Annotated in this window: 23 protein-coding genes; 16 read left to right on the forward strand and 7 right to left on the reverse strand. The window is 71.7% G+C overall.

The window, feature by feature from the left end; translation table 11 throughout:
- Window positions 1-59: 59 nt before the first annotated feature.
- Window positions 60-560 carry an amino-acid N-acetyltransferase gene (locus tag ALI22I_RS19055; RefSeq protein ID WP_143532290.1) on the reverse strand — a complete coding sequence of 167 codons (501 nt, stop codon included), beginning with the start codon at window positions 558-560 and terminating at the stop codon, window positions 60-62.
- A gap of 165 nt (window positions 561-725) precedes the next feature.
- On the opposite strand from ALI22I_RS19055, the gene rimO reads away from it, so the two are divergent.
- From rimO to ALI22I_RS19090, 7 genes are all read left to right on the forward strand, one after another.
- Window positions 726-2102: a 30S ribosomal protein S12 methylthiotransferase RimO gene (gene rimO / locus ALI22I_RS19060; protein ID WP_077006862.1), complete on the forward strand. Its 1377-nt coding sequence runs from the start codon at window positions 726-728 to the stop codon at window positions 2100-2102.
- Between the two features lie 47 nt (window positions 2103-2149).
- Window positions 2150-2683, forward strand: a complete 534-nt coding sequence (pgsA, locus tag ALI22I_RS19065; protein WP_238598458.1) for a CDP-diacylglycerol--glycerol-3-phosphate 3-phosphatidyltransferase — start codon at window positions 2150-2152, stop codon at window positions 2681-2683.
- Window positions 2680-3153, forward strand: coding sequence for a CinA family protein (locus tag ALI22I_RS19070; RefSeq protein ID WP_077006864.1), 474 nt, complete (start codon window positions 2680-2682; stop codon window positions 3151-3153). Before pgsA ends, ALI22I_RS19070 begins: the two co-directional genes overlap by 4 nt.
- 156 nt (window positions 3154-3309) lie before the next feature.
- Complete coding sequence (locus ALI22I_RS19075) at window positions 3310-3732, forward strand: helix-turn-helix domain-containing protein (protein WP_077006865.1); 423 nt, start codon at window positions 3310-3312, stop codon at window positions 3730-3732.
- A 311-nt stretch (window positions 3733-4043) separates the two neighbouring features.
- A complete protein-coding gene (locus ALI22I_RS19080) occupies window positions 4044-4907 on the forward strand; it encodes a PspA/IM30 family protein (protein WP_077006866.1) in 864 nt (287 codons plus the stop codon).
- Between the two features lie 16 nt (window positions 4908-4923).
- Window positions 4924-5703 (forward strand): phage shock envelope stress response protein PspM, encoded by a 780-nt coding sequence (pspM, locus tag ALI22I_RS19085; RefSeq protein ID WP_077006867.1) that lies wholly within the window; start codon window positions 4924-4926, stop codon window positions 5701-5703.
- A 247-nt stretch (window positions 5704-5950) separates the two neighbouring features.
- Window positions 5951-7225, forward strand: coding sequence for a uracil-xanthine permease family protein (locus ALI22I_RS19090; protein WP_077006868.1), 1275 nt, complete (start codon window positions 5951-5953; stop codon window positions 7223-7225).
- Here ALI22I_RS19090 and ALI22I_RS19095 read toward each other — a convergent pair.
- The 3 genes from ALI22I_RS19095 to ALI22I_RS19105 are packed head-to-tail and all read right to left on the reverse strand — an operon-like array spanning window position 7222 to window position 9901.
- Window positions 7222-8244, reverse strand: a complete 1023-nt coding sequence (locus tag ALI22I_RS19095; RefSeq protein WP_077006869.1) for a quinone-dependent dihydroorotate dehydrogenase — start codon at window positions 8242-8244, stop codon at window positions 7222-7224. The two genes, ALI22I_RS19090 and ALI22I_RS19095, sit on opposite strands and share 4 nt — an antisense overlap.
- A 10-nt stretch (window positions 8245-8254) precedes the next feature.
- Window positions 8255-9049, reverse strand: coding sequence for a DNA-formamidopyrimidine glycosylase family protein (locus ALI22I_RS19100; RefSeq protein ID WP_077006870.1), 795 nt, complete (start codon window positions 9047-9049; stop codon window positions 8255-8257).
- A 15-nt stretch (window positions 9050-9064) separates the two neighbouring features.
- Window positions 9065-9901 carry a ParA family protein gene (locus tag ALI22I_RS19105; RefSeq protein WP_077006871.1) on the reverse strand — a complete coding sequence of 279 codons (837 nt, stop codon included), beginning with the start codon at window positions 9899-9901 and terminating at the stop codon, window positions 9065-9067.
- Between the two features lie 34 nt (window positions 9902-9935).
- Between ALI22I_RS19105 and ALI22I_RS19110 the strand changes: the two genes are divergently transcribed.
- From ALI22I_RS19110 to ALI22I_RS19120, 3 genes are all read left to right on the forward strand, one after another.
- Complete coding sequence (locus ALI22I_RS19110) at window positions 9936-10658, forward strand: class I SAM-dependent methyltransferase (RefSeq protein WP_077006872.1); 723 nt, start codon at window positions 9936-9938, stop codon at window positions 10656-10658.
- Between the two features lie 79 nt (window positions 10659-10737).
- Window positions 10738-11325 carry an RNA polymerase sigma factor ShbA gene (shbA, locus tag ALI22I_RS19115; protein WP_077006873.1) on the forward strand — a complete coding sequence of 196 codons (588 nt, stop codon included), beginning with the start codon at window positions 10738-10740 and terminating at the stop codon, window positions 11323-11325.
- A gap of 210 nt (window positions 11326-11535) precedes the next feature.
- Window positions 11536-12147 carry a sigma-70 family RNA polymerase sigma factor gene (locus ALI22I_RS19120; RefSeq protein WP_077006874.1) on the forward strand — a complete coding sequence of 204 codons (612 nt, stop codon included), beginning with the start codon at window positions 11536-11538 and terminating at the stop codon, window positions 12145-12147.
- Between the two features lie 10 nt (window positions 12148-12157).
- On the opposite strand, the gene ALI22I_RS19125 is transcribed toward ALI22I_RS19120, so the two are convergent.
- Window positions 12158-13489 carry a glutamine synthetase family protein gene (locus ALI22I_RS19125; RefSeq protein WP_077006875.1) on the reverse strand — a complete coding sequence of 444 codons (1332 nt, stop codon included), beginning with the start codon at window positions 13487-13489 and terminating at the stop codon, window positions 12158-12160.
- Between the two features lie 36 nt (window positions 13490-13525).
- On the opposite strand from ALI22I_RS19125, the gene ALI22I_RS19130 reads away from it, so the two are divergent.
- The 6 genes from ALI22I_RS19130 (at window position 13526) to ALI22I_RS19155 (ending at window position 19045) form a co-directional block, all read left to right on the forward strand.
- Window positions 13526-14626 carry an amidohydrolase family protein gene (locus ALI22I_RS19130; RefSeq protein WP_077006876.1) on the forward strand — a complete coding sequence of 367 codons (1101 nt, stop codon included), beginning with the start codon at window positions 13526-13528 and terminating at the stop codon, window positions 14624-14626.
- A gap of 53 nt (window positions 14627-14679) precedes the next feature.
- Window positions 14680-15963, forward strand: a complete 1284-nt coding sequence (locus tag ALI22I_RS19135; protein ID WP_077006981.1) for a DNA polymerase IV — start codon at window positions 14680-14682, stop codon at window positions 15961-15963.
- Window positions 15964-16061: 98 nt separating this feature from the next.
- Window positions 16062-16703, forward strand: a complete 642-nt coding sequence (locus tag ALI22I_RS19140; protein ID WP_083751834.1) for a Crp/Fnr family transcriptional regulator — start codon at window positions 16062-16064, stop codon at window positions 16701-16703.
- Window positions 16704-16788: 85 nt separating this feature from the next.
- Window positions 16789-17046: a hypothetical protein gene (locus ALI22I_RS19145; RefSeq protein ID WP_077006878.1), complete on the forward strand. Its 258-nt coding sequence runs from the start codon at window positions 16789-16791 to the stop codon at window positions 17044-17046.
- A 177-nt stretch (window positions 17047-17223) separates the two neighbouring features.
- A complete protein-coding gene (locus ALI22I_RS19150; RefSeq protein WP_077006879.1) occupies window positions 17224-18180 on the forward strand; it encodes a hypothetical protein in 957 nt (318 codons plus the stop codon).
- Window positions 18181-18661: 481 nt separating this feature from the next.
- Complete coding sequence (locus ALI22I_RS19155; RefSeq protein ID WP_077006880.1) at window positions 18662-19045, forward strand: DUF3040 domain-containing protein; 384 nt, start codon at window positions 18662-18664, stop codon at window positions 19043-19045.
- A gap of 84 nt (window positions 19046-19129) precedes the next feature.
- On the opposite strand, the gene ALI22I_RS19160 is transcribed toward ALI22I_RS19155, so the two are convergent.
- Both ALI22I_RS19160 and ALI22I_RS19165 read right to left on the reverse strand, forming a co-directional pair.
- The gene (locus ALI22I_RS19160) at window positions 19130-21598 is read right to left on the reverse strand and encodes a transglutaminase TgpA family protein (protein WP_083751835.1); all 2469 of its coding nucleotides are present in this window, start codon (window positions 21596-21598) and stop codon (window positions 19130-19132) included.
- Window positions 21599-22864 carry a DUF58 domain-containing protein gene (locus ALI22I_RS19165; RefSeq protein ID WP_077006881.1) on the reverse strand — a complete coding sequence of 422 codons (1266 nt, stop codon included), beginning with the start codon at window positions 22862-22864 and terminating at the stop codon, window positions 21599-21601.

The raw sequence follows: 22864 nt of genomic DNA on the forward strand, positions 1-22864 counted from the left end.
TCGATCGTGGCGGGTCGGCGTTCACTGAGTCAAGACTCTTCGAGTGGTTACTCGAAGAGTTACAGGTGGAGGAGCATGCGCGAGTTGCCGAGGGTGTTCGGCTTCACGTAGGAGAGATCGAGGAACTCGGCCACGCCCTCGTCAGCCGATCGCATGATCTCCGCGTAGACCTCCGGCGACACCGGCGTCCCGTCGATCTCCACGAACCCGTGCTTGCCGAAGAAATCGGTCTCGAAGGTCAACACGAACAACCGCTCCAACTGCAGCTCACGCGCGGTCTCGATCAACCGGTGCACGAGCCGGTGCCCGATCCCCCGCCCCAACGCCGTCGGCGACACGGCCACCGTGCGGATCTCCGCCAGGTCCTTCCACAACACGTGCAGGGCCCCGCACCCGAGGATCTCGCCGTCCTCCTCGGCGACCCAGAACTCCTGGATGGTCTCGAAAAGCGTCACCAGCGGCTTGGCCAGCAACACCTTGCCGGCGTACACGTCGATGAGGGCTTTCATCGCCTGCACGTCGCCGGTCCGGGCGCGACGCACGTTGATCGGGTCGTTCACGGTGCAAACGTATGCCCAGCGCCCTTCGGTCGAACGCTCAGGTGAGCCGAGTGATGCGCCCGCGGACCGCTCACCGCAGTGACGGTGCCCGGCCGGCCGGCGGGGGCTGGTGCGCCGGTTACGCTGAGCACCGTGTCTTCCCCCACCACGTCCAAGCGCGTTGCCATGTTGACCCTCGGGTGCGCCCGTAACGAAGTCGACTCCGAAGAGCTCGCCGGCCGCCTCACCGCCGGTGGTTGGGAGTTGGTCGACGACGAGGCCGACGTGGTCGTGGTCAACACGTGTGGCTTTGTGGAGTCCGCGAAGAAGGACTCCGTGGACACGCTCCTCGCCGCCGCCGACAGTGGCGCGAAGGTGGTCGCGGTCGGGTGCATGGCGGAGCGTTACGGGACCGAGTTGGCAGACAGCCTGCCCGAGGCCAACGCCGTGCTCGGGTTCGACCACTACGCGAGTCTCGCTGAGCGGCTGGACGACGTTCTCGCTGGTCAGGCCATCGAGTCGCACAAGCCGGTGGATCGGCGCACGCTGCTCCCGCTCACCCCGGTGCAGCGGCCCAAGGCGGCCGAGGACGTCCAGGTGCCCGGCCACGGCTGGGGGCCGCGAGTGCTGCGCACCCGCCTGGCGGACACGCCCGTCGCGCCGCTGAAGATCGCCTCCGGCTGTGACCGCCGCTGTTCGTTCTGCGCGATCCCGTCGTTCCGCGGCGCGTTCGTGTCCCGCCACCCCGACGAGGTGGTGGCCGAGGCGATGTGGCTGGCCGAGCAGGGCGTCCGCGAGGTGTTCCTGGTCTCGGAGAACTCCACCTCCTACGCCAAGGACCTGCCGCGCGAGTTGGGCGGCCTGGAAAGCCTGCTGACCAGGCTCGCCGAAGTGCCCGGCATCGACCGGGTCCGGGTCTCCTACCTCCAGCCGGCCGAGACGAAGCCCACGTTGGTCAAGGCCATCGCCGGCACCGAGGGCGTCGCCGACTACTTCGACATGTCCTTCCAGCACTCCAGCGAGCCGGTGCTGCGCCGGATGCGGCGGTTCGGGTCCACCGAGTCGTTCCTCGGCCTGGTCGAGCAGATCCGGGGCCTCGCGCCGAACGCCGGCATCCGCAGCAACGTCATCGTCGGCTTCCCCGGTGAGACCGAGGAGGACGTCGCCGAGCTGGAGCGCTTCCTCACCGCCGCCCGGCTGGACGCGGTCGGCGTGTTCGGCTACTCCGACGAGGACGGCACCGAGGCCGAGGGCCTGTCGGACAAGCTGGACGCCGACACCATCGCCGAGCGCGTCGCCCGGATCTCGAACCTGGTCGAGGAGCTGACCTCGCAGCGCGCGGAGGACCGCGTTGGCGACGAGGTCGTCGTCCTGGTCGAGACCGAGGAGGACGACGACAACGACTGCGTCGGCCGCGCCGCCCACCAGGCGCCCGAGGTCGACGGCGAGTGCGTCATCACCAACGCCGACGGGCTCAAGGTCGGCGACCTGGTGCGGTGCCGGGTCGACGCGTCCGAGGGCGTCGACCTGGTCGTCTCCGCGATCGAGGTGCTCCCGAGGTGACAGAACCCGCGCGCGTGCCGGTGCTGAACATCGCCAACGTGCTGACGATGTCCCGGCTGGCGCTCGTGCCGGTGTTCCTCTACCTCCTGTTCGCCCACGACGGCCACGACTTCTGGTGGCGGCTGTGGGCGTTCGGCGTGTTCGCCATCGCGTCGGTCACCGACCACGTGGACGGCAACCTCGCCCGCAAACACGGCCTGATCACCGATTTCGGCAAGATCGCCGACCCGATCGCGGACAAGGCGCTGACCGGCGCCGCGCTGGTGGGCCTGAGCCTGCTGGGCGAGCTGCCGTGGTGGGTGACGATCGTGATCGCGGTGCGCGAACTGGGCGTGACGCTGCTGCGCTTCTGGGTCATCCGGCACGGCGTGATCCCGGCCAGCCGCGGCGGCAAGGCCAAGACGCTCGTGCAGATCCTCGCCATCGGCCTGTACCTGCTGCCGCTGCCCACCTGGCTGGACCCCCTCGCGGTGGCCACCATGGGCGCGGCCGTGGTGCTGACCGTCGTCACCGGCATCGACTACGTGATCCGCGCCTTCCGGCTGCGGGCCCGCGGGAAGCGGGCGGTGGCCGGGACGTGAGCGCCGACGACATCGTCCGGTCGCTCAAGGAGCGCGGTGAGACGGTCGCCACCGCCGAATCGCTGACCGCCGGCCTGGTGACCGCCGCGCTGACGGACGTGCCCGGCTCCAGCGCCGTCGTGCGCGGCGGGCTCGTGGTCTACGCGACGGACCTCAAGCACACCCTCGCGGGCGTGGACGAGGCGCTGCTGGCCGAACACGGCGCGGTGCACCCCGAGGTGGCCCGGCAGCTCGCCGAGGGCGCACGCGCGCGCTGTGGCGCGACGTGGGGTCTCGGCCTCACCGGGGTGGCCGGTCCGGACCCGCAGGACGGGGTCGCGCCCGGTACGGTTCACGTCGGTTTGTCCGGTCCGTCCGGTTCGTCGGTCGTCACGCTCACTCTCGGTGGTGATCGTCACGAAGTCCGTCGGAGATCGACATCGGCCGCCCTGGACCTCCTCCGTACCCACCTGAAGATCTCCGTGGAGTGACGTGAGCAGCGAGTTCCCGGTCACATCCGAGCACGTACGCGGGAACTTACCCGCGAGTTCACTCGTTCGCCCTTGGCGGACGTGTCACGAAGTCACTGCCCGTCGACGGGACGGGTCGGTAACGTGGTGGCACGGCCGGCCGGAAGGAGGCGCGCGATGACCGTGCTGCTACGCGAGGCGATCGGTGATCGGCTCCGCCATGCCCGCACCACCCAACGCCGCACGCTGCGCGAGGTCTCCAGGACCGCCCGCGTCAGTTTGGGGTACCTCTCCGAGGTGGAGCGTGGCCGCAAGGAGGCGTCCAGCGAGCTGTTGGCCGCGATCTGCGAAGCGTTGGACCTGCCCCTGTACGAGCTACTGCACCTGGTCGCCTCGGACATCGGCGCGGTCCAGCAGCCTGTCCCCACCCCAGCCGAGCTGTCCGAGCGCCCCGCGCCCGCGTCGGCGAGCCTGGAGGGCGGCACCATGGTGCCCGCGGTGATCGGCAACGACCTGTCCGACCTGCGGTTGCAGCCCGTGCTCACGCACCGGCTGTCCACCTCGATCAGCAAGCCGCGCAACGCGGTGGTGGCGGCGTAACCGAAGTCCACCCGTGGAAAGCCGAGCCAGTCCGACTGGCTCGGCTTTCGGTGCTTGCCGCTCCCGGCCCCCTGTAGGACGCGTGCAACGACTTGGCAACCCCCCACGGGGTCGGCGCGTCCCCCGGAGGTCGGGCGGGCAGGATGACCATGCCGACGAAAGTCAGGGGGTGACTCAGGGTGAACCCGGATATCTCCCCAGGTCGGTGGAAGCAGCGCGGGACAACTGACACGATGGAACCAACACCGGCACCGGGTCGTTGCCAATCACGAGCGCGAGCCAGGGAAGTGCGGAGAAGGCAGGCGTAGGAGATGGCCAACCCTTTCGTGAAGGCATGGAAGTACTTCATGGCGGCTTTTTCGTCCAAGATCGACGAGCACGCCGACCCGAAGGTGCAGATCCAGCAGGCCATCGAGGAGGCGCAGCGGCAGCACCAGGCGCTGTCCCAGCAGGCGGCCGCGGTGATCGGCAACCAGCGCCAGCTCGAGATGAAGCTCAACCGCCAGCTGGGTGAGGTGGAAAAGCTCCAGGCCTCCGCACGCCAGGCACTCGTGCTCGCCGACGAGGCCCGGGCCAAGGGCGACGAGCCGCGGGCGGCGCAGTTCGAGTCCGCCGCGCAGGGCTTCGCCACCCAGCTGGTGACCGCCGAGCAGAGCATCGAGGACCTCAAGACGCTGCACGACCAGGCGTTGCAGGCCGCGACCCAGGCGAAGGGGGCCGTCGAGCGCAACGCGATGGTCCTGCAGGGCAAGCTCGCCGAGCGCACCAAGCTGCTCAGCCAGCTGGAGCAGGCGAAGATGCAGGAGCAGGTCTCCCACTCGTTGCGCCAGATGACCGAGCTGGCCGCGCCCGGCAACACGCCGTCGCTGGAGGAGGTCCGCGACAAGATCGAGAAGCGGTACACCACCGCGCTCGGTTCGGCGGAGCTGGCGCAGAACTCGGTGCAGGGCCGGATGCTGGAGGTCCAGCAGTCGACCACGGAGATGGCGGGCCACTCCCGGCTGGAGCAGATCCGCGCCTCGATGTCGGGCGGCAAGGTCGCCGGCGAGGTGACCAGCGGTCAGCCGGCCAGTGCGAGCGCGAATATCCAGCAGGAGATCCAGCAGCGGGTGCAGCAGACGCAGGCGCAGCCGACCCAGCAGATGCAGCAGAACCCGCCGGCGAGCCAGGGCTGAGAGGGTGGTGTCCGCGATGGATCCCCGGCGGAAGGTGGCCGGCGAGCTCGTCCAGGCCATCGGCGGCCAGCTTCAGGGACAACTCGCGGACCAGGTGAAACGGCGGTACGCCGCCTGGAACGACCCGCGCGCGAAGCTCGACCGGCGGTACCGCCGGTCGAGCCGCGTGCTGACCTTCTGGCTGATCGTGCTGGCCCTGCTCGCGGTGGTCGGCACGCTCACCATCGTCGGCGCGCTGCCCGCGGCGGTCGGGGTCGGCGCGGCCCTCGGGTTCGCCGGGAGTTCGGTGCTGGCCGTGCGCACGAACATGAAGATGCGGGGCATCGACACCGCCCGGAAGCAGTTGCAGGCCGCGCCGGTGCACGTGCCGCTGCCCGCCCGCTCCTCGGCGGCACGTCAGCCGATGGAACGGCTGGAGGAGGCCGAGGACACGTTGCGGGAGCTGCTGCGGCAGCTCGACTCGGCCGCGTTGACCTCCGTGCCCACCGACTCGGTCGAGCAGGCCCGCGCCACCGGCACGGAGGCCGCGGCCGCGATCCGGGCCGTCTCGCACCAGCTGCAGGCCGTGGAACGGGCCCGTGACACCGCCCCGCCGCTGGACCGCGCCCCGCTGGTCGAGGGCGTGCGAAGACTGCGCGCCCAGCTGGACGAGGGTGTGGACGGCTACTGCGGCCTGGTGGCCGCGGCCGGTCGGGTGCTCGCCGAGAGCACCGCGTCCAACCCGCGGCAGGTGCTGGGTGACGCGACGGACCACCTGGCGGGCCTGGCGTCCGCGTTGCGCGAGTTGTCGCGCTGAACGGCCGCGCGGCCGCCGGGGGGCCGTCCACCGCGGAGATCCGCACGGTCCTCGGCACGGCCAATTGCACGAACCCCGACTGCGTCACGTTGGGTAGCGAAGTTGGACTGATTCGATTGCCGTGGTGACGTATGTTACTGCAATCGTGTGATTATCAGACCGTTATATAGCCGCAGCCACTACGTGGCGTGGCAGTATCCCTTGGTCGGACAGCGTGGTCCGTCCTGGTCGCCGGGGAGGTCATTGAGTGGCGTTGTGGACCGTGCACGGTGATGGCCGCCCCATCGACGGTGACGCCATCGCGCCGCACGAGCGGCTGAGCTGGCCCCGCACCATCGGTTTCGGCGCCCAACACCTGGTCGCCATGGCGGGCGCGACGATCCTGGTCCCCGCCACGACCGGTCTCCCGGTCAGCACCACGCTGCTGTTCTCCGGTATCGGCACCCTGCTGTTCCTGGTGATCACCCGCAACCGGGTGCCCAGCTACCTCGGCGCGTCGTTCGCGTTCATCGCGCCGCTGTCCGCCGCCCGCGACGAAGGCATCGCCGCGCAACTCGGCGGCGTACTCGCGGCCGGGCTCCTGGTGATCATCATCGGGGTCGCGGTGAAGGCGCTGGGCGTGCGGCTGCTGGAGGCCGTGATGCCGCCGGTGGTGACCGGCGCCGTGGTCGTGCTGATCGGGCTCAACCTGTCGCACCGGGCCACCGACTCGTTCGCCGAGCAGCCGCTGCCCGCCGTGGTGACGATGGGCATCATCCTGCTGTGCGGCGTGCTCGGCCGCGGCTCGTTCTTCCGGTTCTCCGTGCTCATCGGCGTGGTCGCCGGGTGGGCGCTCGGCTTCTCCCTCGACCTGGTCGACACGGCCGCGGTCGGTCGGGCGGCGTGGTTCGGCCTGCCCGAGTTCCACGCGCCGGAGCTGCGGCCGTCGGTCACCCTGCTGGTGCTGCCGGTGGTGATCGTGCTGGTCGCGGAGAACGTCGGTCACGTCAAGGCGATCGCCGCGCTGACCGGCCGCAACCTCGACGGCAACGTCGGCGACACGATCATCGCCAACGGGGTGTCCACCGCGCTGGCGGGCTTCGGCGGCGGGCCGGGCACCACGACGTACTCCGAGAACATCGGCGTGATGGGCGTGACCAAGGTCTTCTCCACCGCCGCGTACGCGGTGACCGGCGTGGCCGCGGTGCTGATGTCGTTCTCACCGAAGGTGACGGCGGCGTTGGCCACCATCCCGGCGGGGGTGGTCGGCGGCGCGACCCTGGTGCTGTTCGGCCTGATCAGCCTGGTCGGCGTGCGGGTGTGGATGGAGAACCGGGTCGACCTGGCCAACCCCGGCAACGCCCTGGTCGGCGGCGCCGCCCTGGTGGCCGGGGTGGGTGATTTGACCCTGGAACTGGGCGACATGAAGCTGGGCGGCCTGGTCTGGGGTTCCCTGCTCGTCGTGATCCTGCACCCGATCCTGCGCTGGTTGGGCGCGGCCCGGAAGGTCGACCGCCGGGAAGACCTGACCGGCAAGCCCTAGACGAGCGAGCGATTGATTCGGTGCACCAGGCCCGGGCCCTCGTAGATGAAGCCGGTGTAGATCTGGATCAGGCTCGCGCCGGCGTCCAGCATGCGCTTGGCGTCGTCCGGGCTCGCGATGCCGCCGACGCCGATGATCGGCAGCCGGCCGTCGGTCTCCCGGCTGACGAACCGCACCACCTCGCGGGCGCGTTCGGTCAGCGGTCGGCCGCTCAGGCCACCGGCCTCGTGCGCCAGCGGCTGGTCGGCCGGAGCCAGGCCGTCGCGGGACAGCGTGGTGTTGGTCGCGATCAGGCCGCTGACCTCGTGCGCGGCGCACACCTCCAGCAGTTCGGCGATCGCCTCGTCGGTCAGGTCGGGCGCGATCTTGACCAGGATCGGCTTGCGCGGCTTCGACCCGGCCAGTTGGTGCGCGGTGGCGTTGAGCGCGGACAGCAGTTCGGTCAGCGCGCCCCGGTCCTGGAGGCTGCGCAGGCCTGGGGTGTTGGGCGAGCTGATGTTGATCGCGAAGTAGTCGCCGTGCCGGTAGAGGGCGCGCAGGGACGTCCGGTAGTCCTCCACCGCGTCCTCGACCGGCGTGATCTTGGACTTGCCCAGGCTGATGCCCAGCGGCACGGACAGCGGGCCGAGTCGGTCCAGCCGGTTGGCCAGCTCCTGCGCGCCGTCGTTGTTGAAGCCCATCCGGTTGATGATCGCCTCGCTGGCGCGCAGCCGGAACAGGCGCGGCCTCGGGTTGCCCGGCTGCGGGTGCCGGGTGACCGTGCCGACCTCGACGAACCCGAACCCGAGCGCGCCCCACGCGGGCAGCGCCCGGCCGTTCTTGTCCAGCCCCGCGGCCAGGCCGACCGGGTTGGGGAACCGCACGCCGAAGACCGTGCGCTCCAACGTCGGCTTGCGCCGCACGAGCTTCGCCGCCGGGCTCAGCTTCTCCAGGAGGCCGAGGGTGGTCTCGTGGACCCGCTCCGCGTCTCCGCCGTGCATCCGGAACAACGCCTTGCGCACCACGCTCTTGTAGACCACGGCGGTAACCCTAAGCGATCGGCCCTGGCTGGCAGCGCGGGCACCAGTACGCGGGACGCTCCAGCACGCCCGCGCCCTGCCCGCCGACCCGCACCTTCGCGCCGCAGCGCAGGCACGGTCTGCCGCCCCGTTCGAACACCCAGTGCTGCCGTCCACGTCCCATCAGACCGGTGGTGTTCTGCTCCGGGTGCCAGGCGTTGGCGAGCAGCAGCTTGCGGGCCAGCCGGACCGCCTCCGCCCGGTCCACGGCCGACACCGGGCTCCACGGCGAAACGCCCAGCAGAAAGCACACCTCGGCCTTGTAGAGGTTCCCCACGCCCGCCATGACCCGCTGGTCGAGCAGGGCCAGGCCCAGCTCACGGTCCGGGTCCGCCGAGAGCCTGGAGACGGCCTCGGCCGCACGCTCGTCGTCCCAGTCACCCAGCAGGTCCGGCCCCAGGTGCCCGACGAGCCGCGCCTCCTGGTCGGTCGGCAGCAGTTCCAGGTCGTGCAGCGCGAACCCCACCGCGACCCGGTCCGGCACCTCCAACAGCGCCCGCACCTGGTGACCCGGCCGCCGCCAGCGCTCACCCGGCCGGTAGAGGTGCCACGCGCCGTCCATCCGGAAGTGGCTGTGCAGGCTCAGGTCACCGGAGAACCGGGTGAACAGGTGCTTGCCGACCGAACGCACCTCCAGCACGTCCCGCCCGCTCAGATCGGCGGTGGCCCACTTCGGGTGGCGAAGCTCACCGCGCAGCAGCCGGCGGCCGGCCAGCGCCTCGTTCAGGCGATGCCCGGCCAGGAAGACCGTGTCACCCTCGGGCACCGCTGTCGGCGGCGCTCACGCGTCCACCGCTTCCTCGATCTCCTCGTCGTTGAAGTCGTGGTGCACGGCACGGCGGCGGCTGCGGCTGATCCGCAGGATGCGCGCCAACAGCAGGTTGAACGCCAGCGCCACCTCACGGGCGCCCGGCGTGCCCCACTCGTGGATCGGCATGCACGCGCCCTGCGCCTGCTGCACGGCCAGCCGGTCCGGCAACGCCACCGGCATCACCAGCGGCCCGAAGATGTCGCGCAGCTCCTCGATGCGGAACTGGTGCTCGTGCGACCTCGGTCGGACCCGGTTCACCACCACGCCCAGCGGCTGCAACTCCTCGTTGTGCTCGCGCTCGGCCTGCACCGCCTCGAACGCCCGCTGCACGCCCGCCACCGCGAACATCGTGGGCTCGGTCACCAGCAGCGCCCGGTCCGCCGCGACCAGCGCCGACCGGGTCAGCTGACCCAGCGACGGCGGGCAGTCCAGCAGCACCAGCTGGTAGGGCTCCTCGTCGTCCCGGAGCAGCCGCAGCGCCTCGCGCAGCCGGCCGAGCCTGGTCTCGCCGGGGTCGGGGTGGTTGAGCGACTCCGCGTCCTCCGAGCCGGCGAGCACGTCCACGCCGTCGCCCCACGCGCTGGGGGCGATCGCCTTGCGCAGCGTGTCCTCGCTGGGGTCCTGGAGGACGTCGTAGATGCTGGCCTCGGTGTCGTCGGGTTCGAGCGTCGAGGTGGCGTTGCACTGTGGGTCCAGGTCGATGACCAGCGTCCGCACCCCGCGCCGAAGCGCGGCCGACGCCAGGCCGAGCGCGACCGTCGTCTTACCCACTCCACCCTTGAGGCTGAGGACCGCGACCGTATGCACGTAGTGCAGCCTACGGTCTCTACGCTCTACGTCCATGCGACCGGACGCCGTACACAGGGTGCTCGACGCCGAGCTGGCCGCCGCGCGGGACCGCAGGGGCGGTGAACCGCCGCGGGTTCTCGACGTCGGCGGCGGCACCGGCGTGTGGGCGGTGCCACTGGCCGTGGCCGGCTGTGCGGTGACCGTGGTGGATCCCAGCCCGGACGCGCTGGCGACGTTGCACCGCCGTGCGGCCGACGAGGGCGTGCTGGACCGCGTCACGGCCGTCCAGGGCGACACGGACGCGTTGGACCAGGAAGGTTCGGCGGACCTGGTGCTCGGGCACGGGCTGCTGGAGGTCGTGGACGACGCCGCGGTCGCGCTGGCCGCACTGGCCGCCGCGGCGGCTCCGGGCGGCGCGGTGTCCGTGCTGGTGGCGAACCGGTACGCGGCCGTGCTGCACCGCGCGATCGCCGGACGCCTGGTCGACGCCCGGCGGCTGCTGGACGACGAGGCCGGTCAGCTCGTCGGCGGCCGCGACCCGCTGCTGCGCCGGTTCGACGTGGCCGGGCTGGAGGCGCTGATGGCGGACGCGGGCCTGAAGGTGGAGCTGGTGCAGGGCCACGGCGTGGTGTCCGACCTGGTCCCGGGCTCGGTGCTGGAGGCCAACCCGGGCGCGGCGGAGGCGTTGGCCGAGCTGGAGCTGGCCGCGGCGACACGCCCGCCGCTGCGCGATGTCGCCGCCAGATTGCACGTGATCGGGCGCAAGCCGGCCTGAGTGCGGTAGAACGGAGGTTCCGCCGCCTACCGCAGAGGACCGCCGCCATGGGAGACCCGCACTTAGCCGGAGCCGGGTGATGGCCGACCCGGCGCCGGAGGAGTTGGACGACCGCGTGCGCGCGGCCGTCGCAGGTGACCGCCGGGCGACCGCCGCGGTGCTGACCGCCGTACGCCCCCTCGTGGTGCGCTACTGCCGGGCCCGCGTGGGCAGGCAGGAGCGGTCGTTCACGTCGGCGGACGACGTGGCGCAGGAAGTGTGCCTCGCGGTGCTGACCGCGTTACCCACCTACAAGGACCACGGTCGGCCGTTCCTGGCGTTCGTGTACGGCATCGCGGCGCACAAGGTCGCCGACGCGCACCGGGCGGCGTTGCGCAACCGCGCCGAGCCCGTGCCCGAGGTGCCCGACGGCCCGGACGAGCAGGTGGGACCGGAGCAGCACGCGTTGCGGGTGGAGCTGTCGCACATGGTCGCCGAGTTGCTGCGGGTCTTACCGGAGAAGCAGCGGGAGGTGCTGGTGCTGCGGGTCGTGGTCGGGCTGACGGCCGAGCAGACCGCCGAGGCCGTCGACTCGTCGCCCGGTGCGGTCAGGGTCGCGCAGCACCGGGCGCTGTCCCGATTGAGACGCGAAATCGACCGAGCTTTGGTTACACACCGCATCCGATAGCGGTAGTTCGTACCCCTGATTGCACCCTAAACGCGTCCATTCGGATTAACTTCGTATGAGTTGCGTCATCCCACTGTGGAACCGGCGTCGCGTTCGCATGTGCCCCCAAGGGTCGTCCGGTGCGCGGACGCCGAGGAGCTCGCGATGGAAGCAGTGGCGGTCGGGTTCGGAGTTATGCCGGGACTTCGCGTTCGCGCGGCGAGGCCGGTGATGTCGGTGCGATTCGAGGACGTCCAGACCTCTCCACCGGCACGGGTGGAAGGGGGACCGGAGTCGTTCGTCGAGGCGGCGGTCCAGGGGGACCGGCGGGCGGTCGAGCGGCTGCTGGCCGAGATCCGGCCGGTGATCGTGCGGTACTGCCGGGCCAGGGTCGGTCGCGGCCAGCGGTCCTCGGCGTCGGCGGAGGACGTGGCCCAGGAGGTGTGCCTGGCGGTGCTGAAGGCGTTGCCGAACTACCGGGAGCAGGGTCGGCCGTTCCTGGCGTTCGTGTACGGCATCGCGGCGCACAAGGTCGCCGACGCGCACCGCGCGGCGGCCCGCAACCGGGCCGAGTCCGTGCCCGAGCTGCCCGACGGCGCGGGCAAGGAACCGGGGCCCGAGCAGCAGGCGCTGCACGGCGAGCTGTCCGAGCGGATGGGGCGGCTGCTCAGCGTCCTGCCCGAGCGGCAGCGGGAGATCCTGGTGCTCCGGGTCGTGCTCGGCATGTCCGCCGAGGAGACCGCGGAGGTGGTCGGCTCCACGCCCGGCGCGGTGCGCGTCGCCCAGCACCGGGCGTTGGCGCGGCTGCGCAAGGCGTTGGACGAGGCTCAGGGCGGCGCTTGAGACGGGTGTCTCAGTGCCGCCAGCGGGTCAGCGCGGCGATCTCCTCCGGTGAGCAGTCGGCGAACCGGGCGATCTCGCCGCGTCGCACGTCGGCGATCGTCGCGGCGAACTCCGCGCCGAACGCCTCGGTCAGCACCTCGTCCGCCTCGAACGCCGCCACGGCCTCCTCCAGGCACGTCGGCAGCCGTCGGGCCTCCGGCAGGGCGACCGGGTCCACCCCGACCGGCTCCGGCAGCCGCTCCTGGTCCACGATCCCGGCCAGGCCGGCCGCCATGGTCGCGGCCACCACCAGGTACGGGTTCGCGGACAGGTCGTAGCACCGGACCTCCAGGTCACGGCCCGCGACCAGGCGCAACGCCGTCTCCCGGTTCTCCAGGCCCCACGCGGCGAACGCGCCCGCCCAGTGCTGCGGCACCAGGCGCAGGTAGCTCGCCACCGACGGGCTGCCGATCGCGCACAGCGCCGGCAGCCGCCGCAGCACACCCGCCGCGAACGCGTCGGCGTCGTCGGTCAGCCCGAACCAGCTCTCACCGCCGCCGAACAGGTTGCGGCCCTCGCGCCACAGGCTCAGGTGCAGGTGACCGCCGTTGCCGACACCGTCCACGGTGACCTTGGGCGAGAACGACGAGCGCAGGCCGTGCCGGATGGTGATCGCCCGGATCGTCTCGCGGACCAGCACCGACGTGTCCGCCGCGTGCACCGGGTCCTCCGGGGCCGTGGACAGCTCGAACTGGCCCGGCGCGTACTCGGGGTGGAACTGGAGCACTTCGACGTCCTGCTCGGCCAGCGCGGACAGCAGGTCCGCGCTGTAGTCCGACAGCTCGACCTGCCGGGCGTGGCCGTAGGCGGGGGCGGTGCTGGAGGGCCGGAACAGGTCCGTGCCGCCGTGGCCGACGACCCACTCCACCTCGAACCCGGCCTGCACCTCGTAGCCGTGCACGGCCAGGCGGTCGGCCACCGCCCGCGCCAGCCCCCGCTCGTCCTGCGGGTGCGGCACGCCGTGCTGGTCGAAGCGGTCGGCCGGGACCCACGCCCAGCCCGGCTGGGCCGCCAGCACGGTGAGCCGGTCCAGGTCCGGGAACAGCCGCAGGTCGCCGACCGGGCCGCCGGCGTGCCGCCCGCTGATGATCGTGTCGTCCAGCAGGAACACGTCGAACACCGGTGACGCGCCCACGCCGTCCGCGGCGGCCCGGGGCAGGCCCGCCAGTGGCACGGACTTCACCCTGGTGATGCCGCTGTGGTCGACCCACGTGAGCGCGACCGCCACCACGTCCTGCTCCAGCAGGTCGTCCACCATGTCGGCGGCCAGCGCCCGTCGGTGTTCCCGCTCTGCTGTGTCCATCAAGCGTGGGTACACCAGGTCTCTACTCTTCAACAAGTGGAGCCGCTGCTGCCGTGCGTGGCGTCGTCGCACCTCGTGGACCACCACTGCCACGGGGTGCTTCGGGACGACGTGGACCGGGACGGGTTCGAGTCGATGTTGACCGAGGCGTCGTCGGTGTCGCCGCTGGGCACGTCGCTGTTCGACTCGTCGTTGGGGCTGGCGGTGCGGCGCTGGTGTGCGCCTTTGCTGGACCTGCCGGTGCTCGCGCCGGCCGACGACTACCTGGCGCGGCGGCGGTCGTTGGGCGCGGCCGAGGTGAACCGGGTGTTCGTCCTGGCCTCCGGGATCACCACGTTCCTGGTGGACGGCGGACTGACGCCCGAGCAGCTGGTCGAGCCCTCCGTATTCACCGGTTCGAGTGAACATTCCGTGCTGCGGCTGGAGCGGTTGGCGGAGGAGGTCGTGACGGAAGGGGCCGGTGGCTTCCCGGGACGGGTGCGTGCGGCCCTGGAATCGTCGCCCGCCGTGGCGGCGAAGTCGGTCGCGGCCTACCGGGTCGGGCTGGCGCTCGACCCGGAGCGGCCCTCGGACGCCTCGGTGGTGGCGGCGGTCGACCGGTGGCTGTCGTCCGGGTCGTCGCGGTGCGCGGACGAGGTGGTGAGCCGGTTCCTGGTGTGGGAGGCGTTGGAACGCGGGCTGCCGGTGCAGTTCCACGTCGGGTACGGGGACGCGGACCTGTCGCTGCGCGACTGCGACCCGTTGCTCCTGACCGACCTGCTGCGGGCGACCGCTCCGCTGGGCGTGCCGGTGATGTTGCTGCACAACTACCCGTTCCACCGCAACGCCGGGTACCTGGCGCAGGTGTTCCCGCACGTGTTCGCCGACGTCGGACTGGCCATGCACGCGGTGGCGCACCAGTCGAGCCGGGTGCTGGCGGAGGCGTTGGAGATCGTGCCGTTCGGGAAGTTCCTGTTCTCCACCGACGCATACGGGTTGGCCGAGCTGTACTACCTGGGCGCGTTGTTCTTCCGCCGCGCGCTGTCGGACTTCCTGTCGGCCGGGTTGCGGCGGCATGCTTTCGGCATGGCCGACGCCGAGCGCATCGCCCACCTGATCGGGTGGCAGAACGCGCACCGGGTCTACCGGCTGGACTAGAGTGTCGAACAAGTGTTCGGCGTGGCGGGTTCGTGGGCGAACGGGGGGTGGGCGTGGGCCGTAGCGCCAACCTGCCGCGCGGTCTGGTCGATCGCTTCCGCGCGCGTGACGGCGTCTGGCCGGACGACACCGGCTGCTCGATGCTGCACGTCGACATGGACGCCTTCTACGCGTCGGTCGAGATCCGCGACCGGCCGGAGCTGGCGGGCAAACCGGTGATCGTGGGCGGCTCGACGAACCGGGGCGTGGTCGCGGCGGCCAACTACCTGGCCCGCGAGTTCGGCGTGCGTTCGGCCATGCCGATCGCGCACGCCCGCAGGCTCGCGCCGCACGCGGTGTTCGTATCGCCGAACTTCGCCCGGTACCAGGAGGTCTCGCGCGGGGTGATGGCGATCTTCCGGGACATCACGCCGCTGGTGGAGCCGTTGAGCCTGGACGAGGCGTTCCTCGACGTGAGCGGCGCGTTGAAGCGGATGAGGTCGAGTCCGGCGCAGATCGCGCAGCTGATCCGGGCGCAGGTGGAACAGGCGCACGGCATCACCTGCTCGGTGGGGGTGGCGCCGACGAAGTTCCTGGCCAAGCTCGCGTCCGGGATGTGCAAACCGGACGGCCTCATGGTCGTGCCGCGGACCGAGGTGCTGTCGTTCCTGCACCCGTTGCCGGTGTCGGCGCTGTGGGGCGTGGGGCAGCGGACGGCCGAGCAGCTGGACCGGGTGGGGCTGGAGACGGTCGCCGACGTGGCCGCGACGCCGTTGCCGCGCCTGCGCAGGCTGATCGGGGTGGCGTTGGCCGAGCACCTGCACGCGTTGGCGCAGGGGCACGACGACCGGCCGGTGGTGCCGTCCACGCGGGAGAAGTCGATCGGCGCGGAGGAGACCTTCGAGATCGACCACTTCGACCGGGAGCTGCTGCGCCGGGAGCTGCTGCGGCTGGCCGAGCGTTCGACGGCGACGTTGCGCTCGCGGGGGTTGCGGGGGCGGACGGTGTCGATCAAGGTGCGGTTCGCCGACTTCACCACGATCACCCGGTCGAAGACGCTGCGGGTGGCGACCGACGTGACGCAGGAGGTCTACAAGACCGCCTCGACCCTGCTGGACGAGCAGGTGCCGCCGGGTGCGGTGCGGCTGATCGGGGTGCGGATCGAGCAGCTGGTCGAGGGCGACGACGGCGAGCAGTTGATGTTCGACGCGCCGGAGCGCGGGTGGCGTGAGGCGGAGCAGGCGGCCGACCAGGCGCGGTCGAGGTTCGGCAAGGCGGCGATCCGCCCGGCCTCCCTGCTGACCCAGGGGCCGAGCAGGTCCGGTCACGACGAACCGAAACCCGATCGCGAGTCCTGACCAGGTTGTTCGGGGTTCCGACGCGCCGGACCGCGCCGTTCGGGTGGTCGGCGGCCTGATCCACACCGCACGGGTCGATCACCCGGCACAGTGGGACCGTGGATCGGTTCTGGGGTCTGCTCACCCCCTCCGAGCACCAGGTGCTCGGGGAGACGGGTGTCGAGCGCGACTACCCGCCGGGCTCGGTGATCTGCCAGGAGGGCGAGGTCACCCGGCACGTGCTGGTCGTCCGCCGAGGCCTGCTCCGGGTGACCGCGACCACGGCCAACGGCAGCGAGAAGGTGCTCGCCGTGCGCGGGGCGGGGGACATCGTCGGTGAGCGTGCGGCGATCGACGGCCGGCCGCGTTCGGCGACCGTGCGGGCTCTCGGGGCGGTGCGGGCGTTGGTACTGTCGGCCGGTTCGTTCGCCGCGCTGTGCCAGCGCTATCCGCGCATCTCGTGGTCCTTGCTGATCGTCGTCATCGCCCGGCAACGCGACACCGACCGCCAGCGCGTGCAGATCAGCGGCACGGCCACCCAACGCGTCGCCGCCGTCCTCATCGACATGGCGCTGCAACGGGGGATCGCCGACCAGGGCGTGATCGCGATGAGCCAGGAAGACCTCGCCGGTATCGCGGGCACGTCCCGGGAATCCCTCGTGCGGGTGCTGCGCACGCTGCGCGAGGAGGGCATCATCAGCACAGGACGGCGGAAGATCGACATCCACCGGGTGGGCCGGCTCTACGACTTCACCAACTGATTTCCCCCTGTGCGTCATCTGACGCGGAACTCGGGCCTGACCCCTCGTACAAATAGGGGCATCAGTCGAGTTCAGAGGGGGAGTCATGAAGCACAACGAGGAGCCGGCCAGGTCCCGCCGCCGGTTCACCGAACGCCTCGCCTGCACCCTGCTGTTCACCGCGGTCCAGCTGTGGGCGGCAGTCGTGGTCATCGTCAAGTCCGATCTGGACGGCGTCGTCGCGCTCGCCGTCGCCTTCGTGCTCGCGGGGGGCTTGATCGCGATGTACGACGCCTGGCGCGAGGTCCGTTCCGTCCGCCAGGAGCTGGACGTGGAGATCCGCGAGGACTTGGTGCGCCTGTAGACCACGCGGCGGCTGACGAGGGGCGGCCGCCGTTCCCAGGGGCCTTCCGCAGACGGTCGGGTCTGCGGAAGGCCCCATTCCCATGCCCGAGTCACGAGTTGTCCACAGGCCGCGGAGTTGTCCACAGTTCGTGATCTTGGTGTCGACCAGGCTCCGCGGACCGCCCATCGTGGACGCATGCGCACCTCGAACCGCACCACCATCGACCTGGACGCCCTGGGCGGCCTCTTCCCGCACCGCGTCGCCACCGCGTCGGAACTGCTGAGCCTCGGCCTGCCGACCGAGGAGCTGGCTGTCCGCTGCCGCCCGCACGGCCCGTGGCAGCACGTCCTACCAGGCATCCTGCTCCTGGCCCGAACACCGCCGACCCGTTCGCAACTGGTGCGGGCGGCGCTGCGGTACGGCGGCCCGCAGACGCTGCTCACCGGCTTGGACGCTCTCCAGCTGCACGGTATGCGGGCGTTGCCCGCCACCGGCCCGGTGCAGATCCTCGTCAACCGGCCGATCGAGTCGAACCCCAAAGTCCGGATCACCCGCGCCCGCCAGTTACCGGACCCGGTGCTCCGCAAGGGCTTCCTGACCGCCCCACTGGCCAGGGCCGCGGTGGACGCGGCCAGGGCCCTCCGCCTGCGTGACGACATCCGGGCGGTGCTGACCGAGGTGGTCCGCCACGGCGGCGTCCCGCTGTCCGACCTCGGACCGGGCCTGTCACGCGGTTCGGAGCCGGCCAGGCAGGTGCTGGCGGAACTGGCCGACGGAGTCCGATCGGTCCCGCAAGCCTGGGCCAGGGCAGTGCTGGACGATCTGCCCCTGCCGGCCCCGAGCTGGGGAGTCCCCCTGCACACCGCCGAGGGCCGCCCACTGGGAACAGCGGACGCCTGGTGGGACGACCTCGGCCTGGCATGGCAGTTCAACACGCCGAGATCGCGTACCGAACGCTTGACAGCCGCAGGCGTGGTCGTCCTGCACACCACCCCCACCCGCCTACGCCAATCGCCGACAGCCGTAGCCCAGGACCTGCTGCGTGCCGCCGCCCAAGCCGCCGACCGCCCGAAACCGACCATCAAGACCGGCCGCCACCGCGTCGGCACCAGAGTCAGCACCAGGAAGGAGCCGACCGTGCCCCGCCCCTGACCGCACCGACCGCCTCACATCACCGCCTGCCCGCACGGCCGCATGGCCGGGTTGGTGGCGGGGTCGGCTTCGTGCTCCCGTACTCGATCGCCTCCGGCGCCGCGCCGGGGCGTGCTCAGGGCAACGATCGAGGGTGACTGCCCTGTGATCTCGATCTCGTGTCCGGATGCGTACCGGACCGCGATCCGGCGGTCCGGTACGCATCCGTCACCCGCGCAATGGGGTGAACATGGGGCAGCCGGGGCATTGACAGTTGACCTAGGGGCCTACCTTGGGGCCAGTTGCGAGACCTTACGGTGGCCTGACCGTTGACCCGTGAGGATGATGGTGACAGAACGAACCGCTTAGGGGCACGGACTGGGTAGTCGGGGAGCCTCCCGAATCGTATCCTGGTTGTGACGCCCCCAGGGCGGGGCGTCCGCCGGGACCGGCGGCAACCGTGACACCCGGCGCCCGCGACCGCTGTGCCGGAGGAGGAGCCATGCCACTCTCCGAGCACGAGCAGCGACTGCTCGACCAGATCGAGCGCGCGCTCTACGCCGAGGACCCGAAGTTCGCATCCACTGTGCGCGGTGCCAAGCTGCGCAAGCCGTCCCGACGGCGTCGCATCCAAGGCATCGCGTTGTTCGCCGTGGGTGTGGCACTGCTGGTAACGGGTGTGATGTTGCCGAAGCTCGCTGGTATCCCGGTGGTGAGCGTGGTCGGCTTCCTGTTGATGTTCTTCGGCGTACTGCTCACCGTGACGACGCTGCGTCGTGGTGACCAGGGTGCCGAGGAGCCCAGCGAAGAGGGAAGCGGACCCAGCCGCAGCTCGTTCTCACAGAAGATGGAAGAACGTTTCCGTCGCCGTTTCGAGGACGAGTAGTCCGCGCGACAGCCCGAGTGAACTGCTGAACAACGCAGACGGCCCGCCTCGGTACCGGGGCGGGCCGTCTGCGTAGTTCCCCACTCACTCCTCGGAGTCGGACTCCGCCGGCGTCTTCGGCTGGAGCACCGACCGGGGCAGGACCTTCGCCTTCAGCGCCAGCGGCGCGTTGCGGTGCAGGCTCTGACGCACGCTGTCCACCGCACCCGGCAGGGACGGGTCCGCCGCCGACCGCGTGCTGTACCAGGACCGCTCCACCGCGCCGACGACCGCACGCAGCCCGTCCCGGCCCTGCTCGTCCAGGTTGTGCGCGCGCACCAACCGCCGCGCGGCCACCCGCACGGTCTCCGTGGACGGCACCCGCGTGCCCCGGTCCACCGACTCCGCGACCAACTCCTGCCAAGCCGCACCGGCCGCGTCCGGCCCCAGTCCGGCCACCGCGCGCAGCCGCTCCCGCCGCCGCCAAGCCCGCATCGCCGCAGGCGCGGACGCCACCACCAGCAGCAGGAACACCCCCGCCAACGGCCACCACAGCAGCCCCAGCACCAGCGTCAACACGACTACCCAAGCCACCACGGCCGCCGCCAGCGCCGCCGACCGCAGCCACGCCGGCCGCTTCTCGCCGAACAACCGCACCAGCCACGCCCCGGCGAACCCCGCCAGCAAAGCCACCACCAGCAACGTCCCCAGCAGCGCGAACAGCCCCGCCACCACGAGCGTCACCAGGTGCCACGTCGGCATCGGCGCCTCGGTCGTGGTCGTCCCGTCCGGGGCCTGGGCATCCGGCGCGGCGGACGCGGAGTTGCTCGTGCCCGGCGCCGCCGCCGTGGTCGTGGTCGTCGTCGCACCCGCGCTGGCGCTGTCCTCGCCGTCGGCGTCCAGACCGGAGATGTACGGCGGCGCCACGCCGCGCCCGTCGGACAGCGGCGTCGGGTCGAAGGTCATCCAGCCGTAGCCGGGGAAGTAGATCTCCACCCACGCGTGCGCGTCCTGCGAGGTGATCGACTGGAAGTCGCCGGTCGGGTACCCGGCGGTGAAGCCGAGCGCCACCCGCGAGGCCATGCCGAGGGAACGGGCCATGATCGCCATGGCCGAGGCGTACTGCTCGCAGTATCCCCTCTTGCCGTTGAACAGGAAGTCTTCCAACGCGTCGACGGAATTGCTGCCGGCGGTCTCGGTCGTGTAGTCGAAGCCCTGCGTGCCGTCGGTGAAGTACCGGTACAGCGCGGTCGCCTGGTCGAACTGGTTGTTCTGCCCGGCCACGATGCTCTGCGCCAGGTCGGCCACCCGGCCTCCGACGCCGGGCGCGTCCAGGTACGCCGAGTCGACGTCCACCTGGCCGCTCACCCGCCGCAGCGTGTCCGCCGCCGGCGTGTCCAGCACCGTCTGCAGCGTGTACTCACCGGACTTGCGGGTGCGGACGCTGTAGACCATCCCGCGCTCGGGGTCGTACCGCCAGTTGTCGTCGACTTCCTGGACGCCGCGCGGCCGGCCGTAGACGGGCAGCCAGTTGTCCACCCAGTTCATCGGCTCGATCCGGACGTCGGTGACCTCACCGCCGCCGGGGTCGCCGGGCTGCTCGGGCAGCGCGCCGTTCGCGGGCACGCCCTCGGGCATGTTCCCGCCCAGCACCCAGCCCTTGTCCGGCACGTACTGGCGCAGTGTCATCGCCCGCAGGTAAGCCGACGTCGGCAGGTTGCGCACCCGGAACAGCTCCTGCGGCGCGCCCTGGTTGAGCATGCCGCGCAGCTCGGTCATCGGGTCGATGCCCAGCCCGCCGGCCCCGCCGCCGATCTCCTCGCCGGTGCCCGGCAGCCGCCCGACCGTGCCGACGAACGCCAGGCTCCCGCCCGCGACCAGCGCGATCACCACGGCCAGCCCCGCCACCGCGGTCGCCGCCGGCCCCGACCCGCTCTGCCCGCCGGAGGGCAGCTTGCCGCGCCACGCCTCGTGCCGGTGTTGCCCGTCCACGGCCAGCAGCAGCGCGAACGCCGCCGCGCCGAACACGAACGTCCACAGCGGCAGCATCTCGTCGGCCAGCGACGCGGGCACCGCGAACACGCACAGCAGCACCAGCCCGGACGCGGCGGGCGCGGCCAGACCGACCGCCAGGGTGTCCACCAGGATCGCGACCAGCCCGATCGCCACCATCACCAGGCACCGCATGGCCGGGCTGTCCGGCACCGGCGGCACACCGGTCTGCACCTCGGTCATCGCGTCGGCGAGGACCGACAGCAGGTCCTCCAACGACTGCGGCCCCGGCAGCACCACCAGCACACCGCTGCGCGTGAAGATCGTCACGAGCAGGCACAACAGCGCCAACACCTGCCCGAGGACGACGAGCGGCGGCGCGGCCAACCGGGTCGCGCGCAGCAGCACGCCCACCCCGCCGACCACCGCGATCGCCACGGCCAGGTACACCAGCCACAGCACGCCGTCGATCACGCTGGACAGCGCGGTCGCGGCGCACAGCGTCGCCAGACCGGCGACCGCGGGCGTCGCGCTCATCACCCAGTTGCCGTTCCGCTGCGGAACGGCCGTTCTGCCGGTCACCTAGCCCACCTCCGTGCGGACCACCGGGCCGCGGTTGCCCGCGCTGTGGCACAACTCCTGCCAGACCTGGCCCATCGGCGTCGAGGGCCGCGCCACGACCACGCCCCACCCCGCGCCGCTCAGCAACCGCTGGGCGTCGTCCGGGTCCGGGGCCGGGTCCTCCGACGCGGAGGCCCAGGCCCGGACGTCCATCACGATCGCGAGGCTGCGCATCCCGCGCGGCCGGTTGCGCACCAGCGAATCCACCACGGCGGGCGTGCTGCCGCCGAGGATCGCGATGACCTCCTGGCCCGCGCCGGGGTCCAGACCCACGGCGGGCTCACGGCGGTGCGATGGCGGCAACGCGGCCAGCGCGTCCAGCACCACCGCGTCGCTGTACCCGCTGTTGCCCGGTCCGCCCGCCAGCACCCGGCCGTCGTCGCCGACCAGACGCACCTGGTGGCCGTACCGGTGCAGGTGCAGGCAGATCGAGGCGGCCATCGAGACGGCCCACTCCAGGCTCGCGCCGGGACCGCTGCCCCGGTGCGCGACCAGCCGGTGGTCCAGCAGCACGGTCGTGCCGCCGCGCCACGGCCGTTCCTCCACCCGCACCATCAGCTCATCGCGCCGCGCGGTCGAACGCCAGTGCACTTTCCGCAGGTCGTCGCCGTGCCGGTAGGGGCGCACCACCGCGTCGTCCTCGCCCTGACCGGCACGCAGCCGAATCGAGCCGTCGTCGCCGGAGCCCATGCCCGAACCGCTCGGCAGGCCGGCGAGCGGCACCACCCGCGGCACCACGACCAGTCGGCTGCGGCCCGCCATCTCGCGGTCGAACTCGGCCAGGCCGAACGGGTCGGTGATCCGCGCCATCAGCGGACCCACCTGCTGGACGCCGCGCATCACCGGCTTGAGCGGGTACCGCAGGACGGTCACGATGTTGCGCGGCAGCCTTTCCACCACGAACCGCGGGCGCGCACCCAGCGCGTACGGCACCGCGTCCTCCAGCAGCAGCCCACCGGTCGGCAACCGACCGGCGCTGCGCAGTTCCACGCGCACGTCCGTGGCCGTGCCCACCTGGACCCGGCTCGGGTGCAGCAGCCTGTTGGCGTGCAGGCCGACCCTGGCCCGCTGCGCCAACCACGCCGCCAACAGCGGCAGGGCGACCACGAACGCGGCGACGCGCAGCAGGTCGCGCTCGTTGAGCACGACCGCGCACAGACCGGCCGCGAACCCCGCGGCCAGCAGGCACCGGCCCCGGGTGGTCAGCCCGGACAGGGCTCCGCGCAT

The organism is Saccharothrix sp. ALI-22-I (assembly GCF_001984175.1).
Lineage (GTDB): Bacteria > Actinomycetota > Actinomycetes > Mycobacteriales > Pseudonocardiaceae > Actinosynnema.

Excerpts from the sequence above, each read along its gene's own strand:
- pspM (WP_077006867.1), top strand. The coding sequence starts at position 4,924 with ATGGATCCCCGGCGGAAGGTGGCCGGCGAGCTCGTCCAGGCCATCGGC.
- rimO (WP_077006862.1), top strand. The coding sequence starts at position 726 with ATGTTGACCCTCGGGTGCGCCCGTAACGAAGTCGACTCCGAAGAGCTC.
- ALI22I_RS19145 (WP_077006878.1), top strand. The coding sequence starts at position 16,789 with ATGAAGCACAACGAGGAGCCGGCCAGGTCCCGCCGCCGGTTCACCGAA.
- ALI22I_RS19075 (WP_077006865.1), top strand. The coding sequence starts at position 3,310 with ATGACCGTGCTGCTACGCGAGGCGATCGGTGATCGGCTCCGCCATGCC.
- ALI22I_RS19165 (WP_077006881.1), bottom strand. The coding sequence starts at position 22,864 with ATGCGCGGAGCCCTGTCCGGGCTGACCACCCGGGGCCGGTGCCTGCTG.
- pgsA (WP_238598458.1), top strand. The coding sequence starts at position 2,150 with ATGTCCCGGCTGGCGCTCGTGCCGGTGTTCCTCTACCTCCTGTTCGCC.
- ALI22I_RS19150 (WP_077006879.1), top strand. The coding sequence starts at position 17,224 with ATGCGCACCTCGAACCGCACCACCATCGACCTGGACGCCCTGGGCGGC.
- ALI22I_RS19125 (WP_077006875.1), bottom strand. The coding sequence starts at position 13,489 with ATGGACACAGCAGAGCGGGAACACCGACGGGCGCTGGCCGCCGACATG.
- ALI22I_RS19080 (WP_077006866.1), top strand. The coding sequence starts at position 4,044 with ATGGCCAACCCTTTCGTGAAGGCATGGAAGTACTTCATGGCGGCTTTT.
- ALI22I_RS19110 (WP_077006872.1), top strand. The coding sequence starts at position 9,936 with ATGCGACCGGACGCCGTACACAGGGTGCTCGACGCCGAGCTGGCCGCC.
- ALI22I_RS19120 (WP_077006874.1), top strand. The coding sequence starts at position 11,536 with ATGTCGGTGCGATTCGAGGACGTCCAGACCTCTCCACCGGCACGGGTG.
- shbA (WP_077006873.1), top strand. The coding sequence starts at position 10,738 with ATGGCCGACCCGGCGCCGGAGGAGTTGGACGACCGCGTGCGCGCGGCC.
- ALI22I_RS19155 (WP_077006880.1), top strand. The coding sequence starts at position 18,662 with ATGCCACTCTCCGAGCACGAGCAGCGACTGCTCGACCAGATCGAGCGC.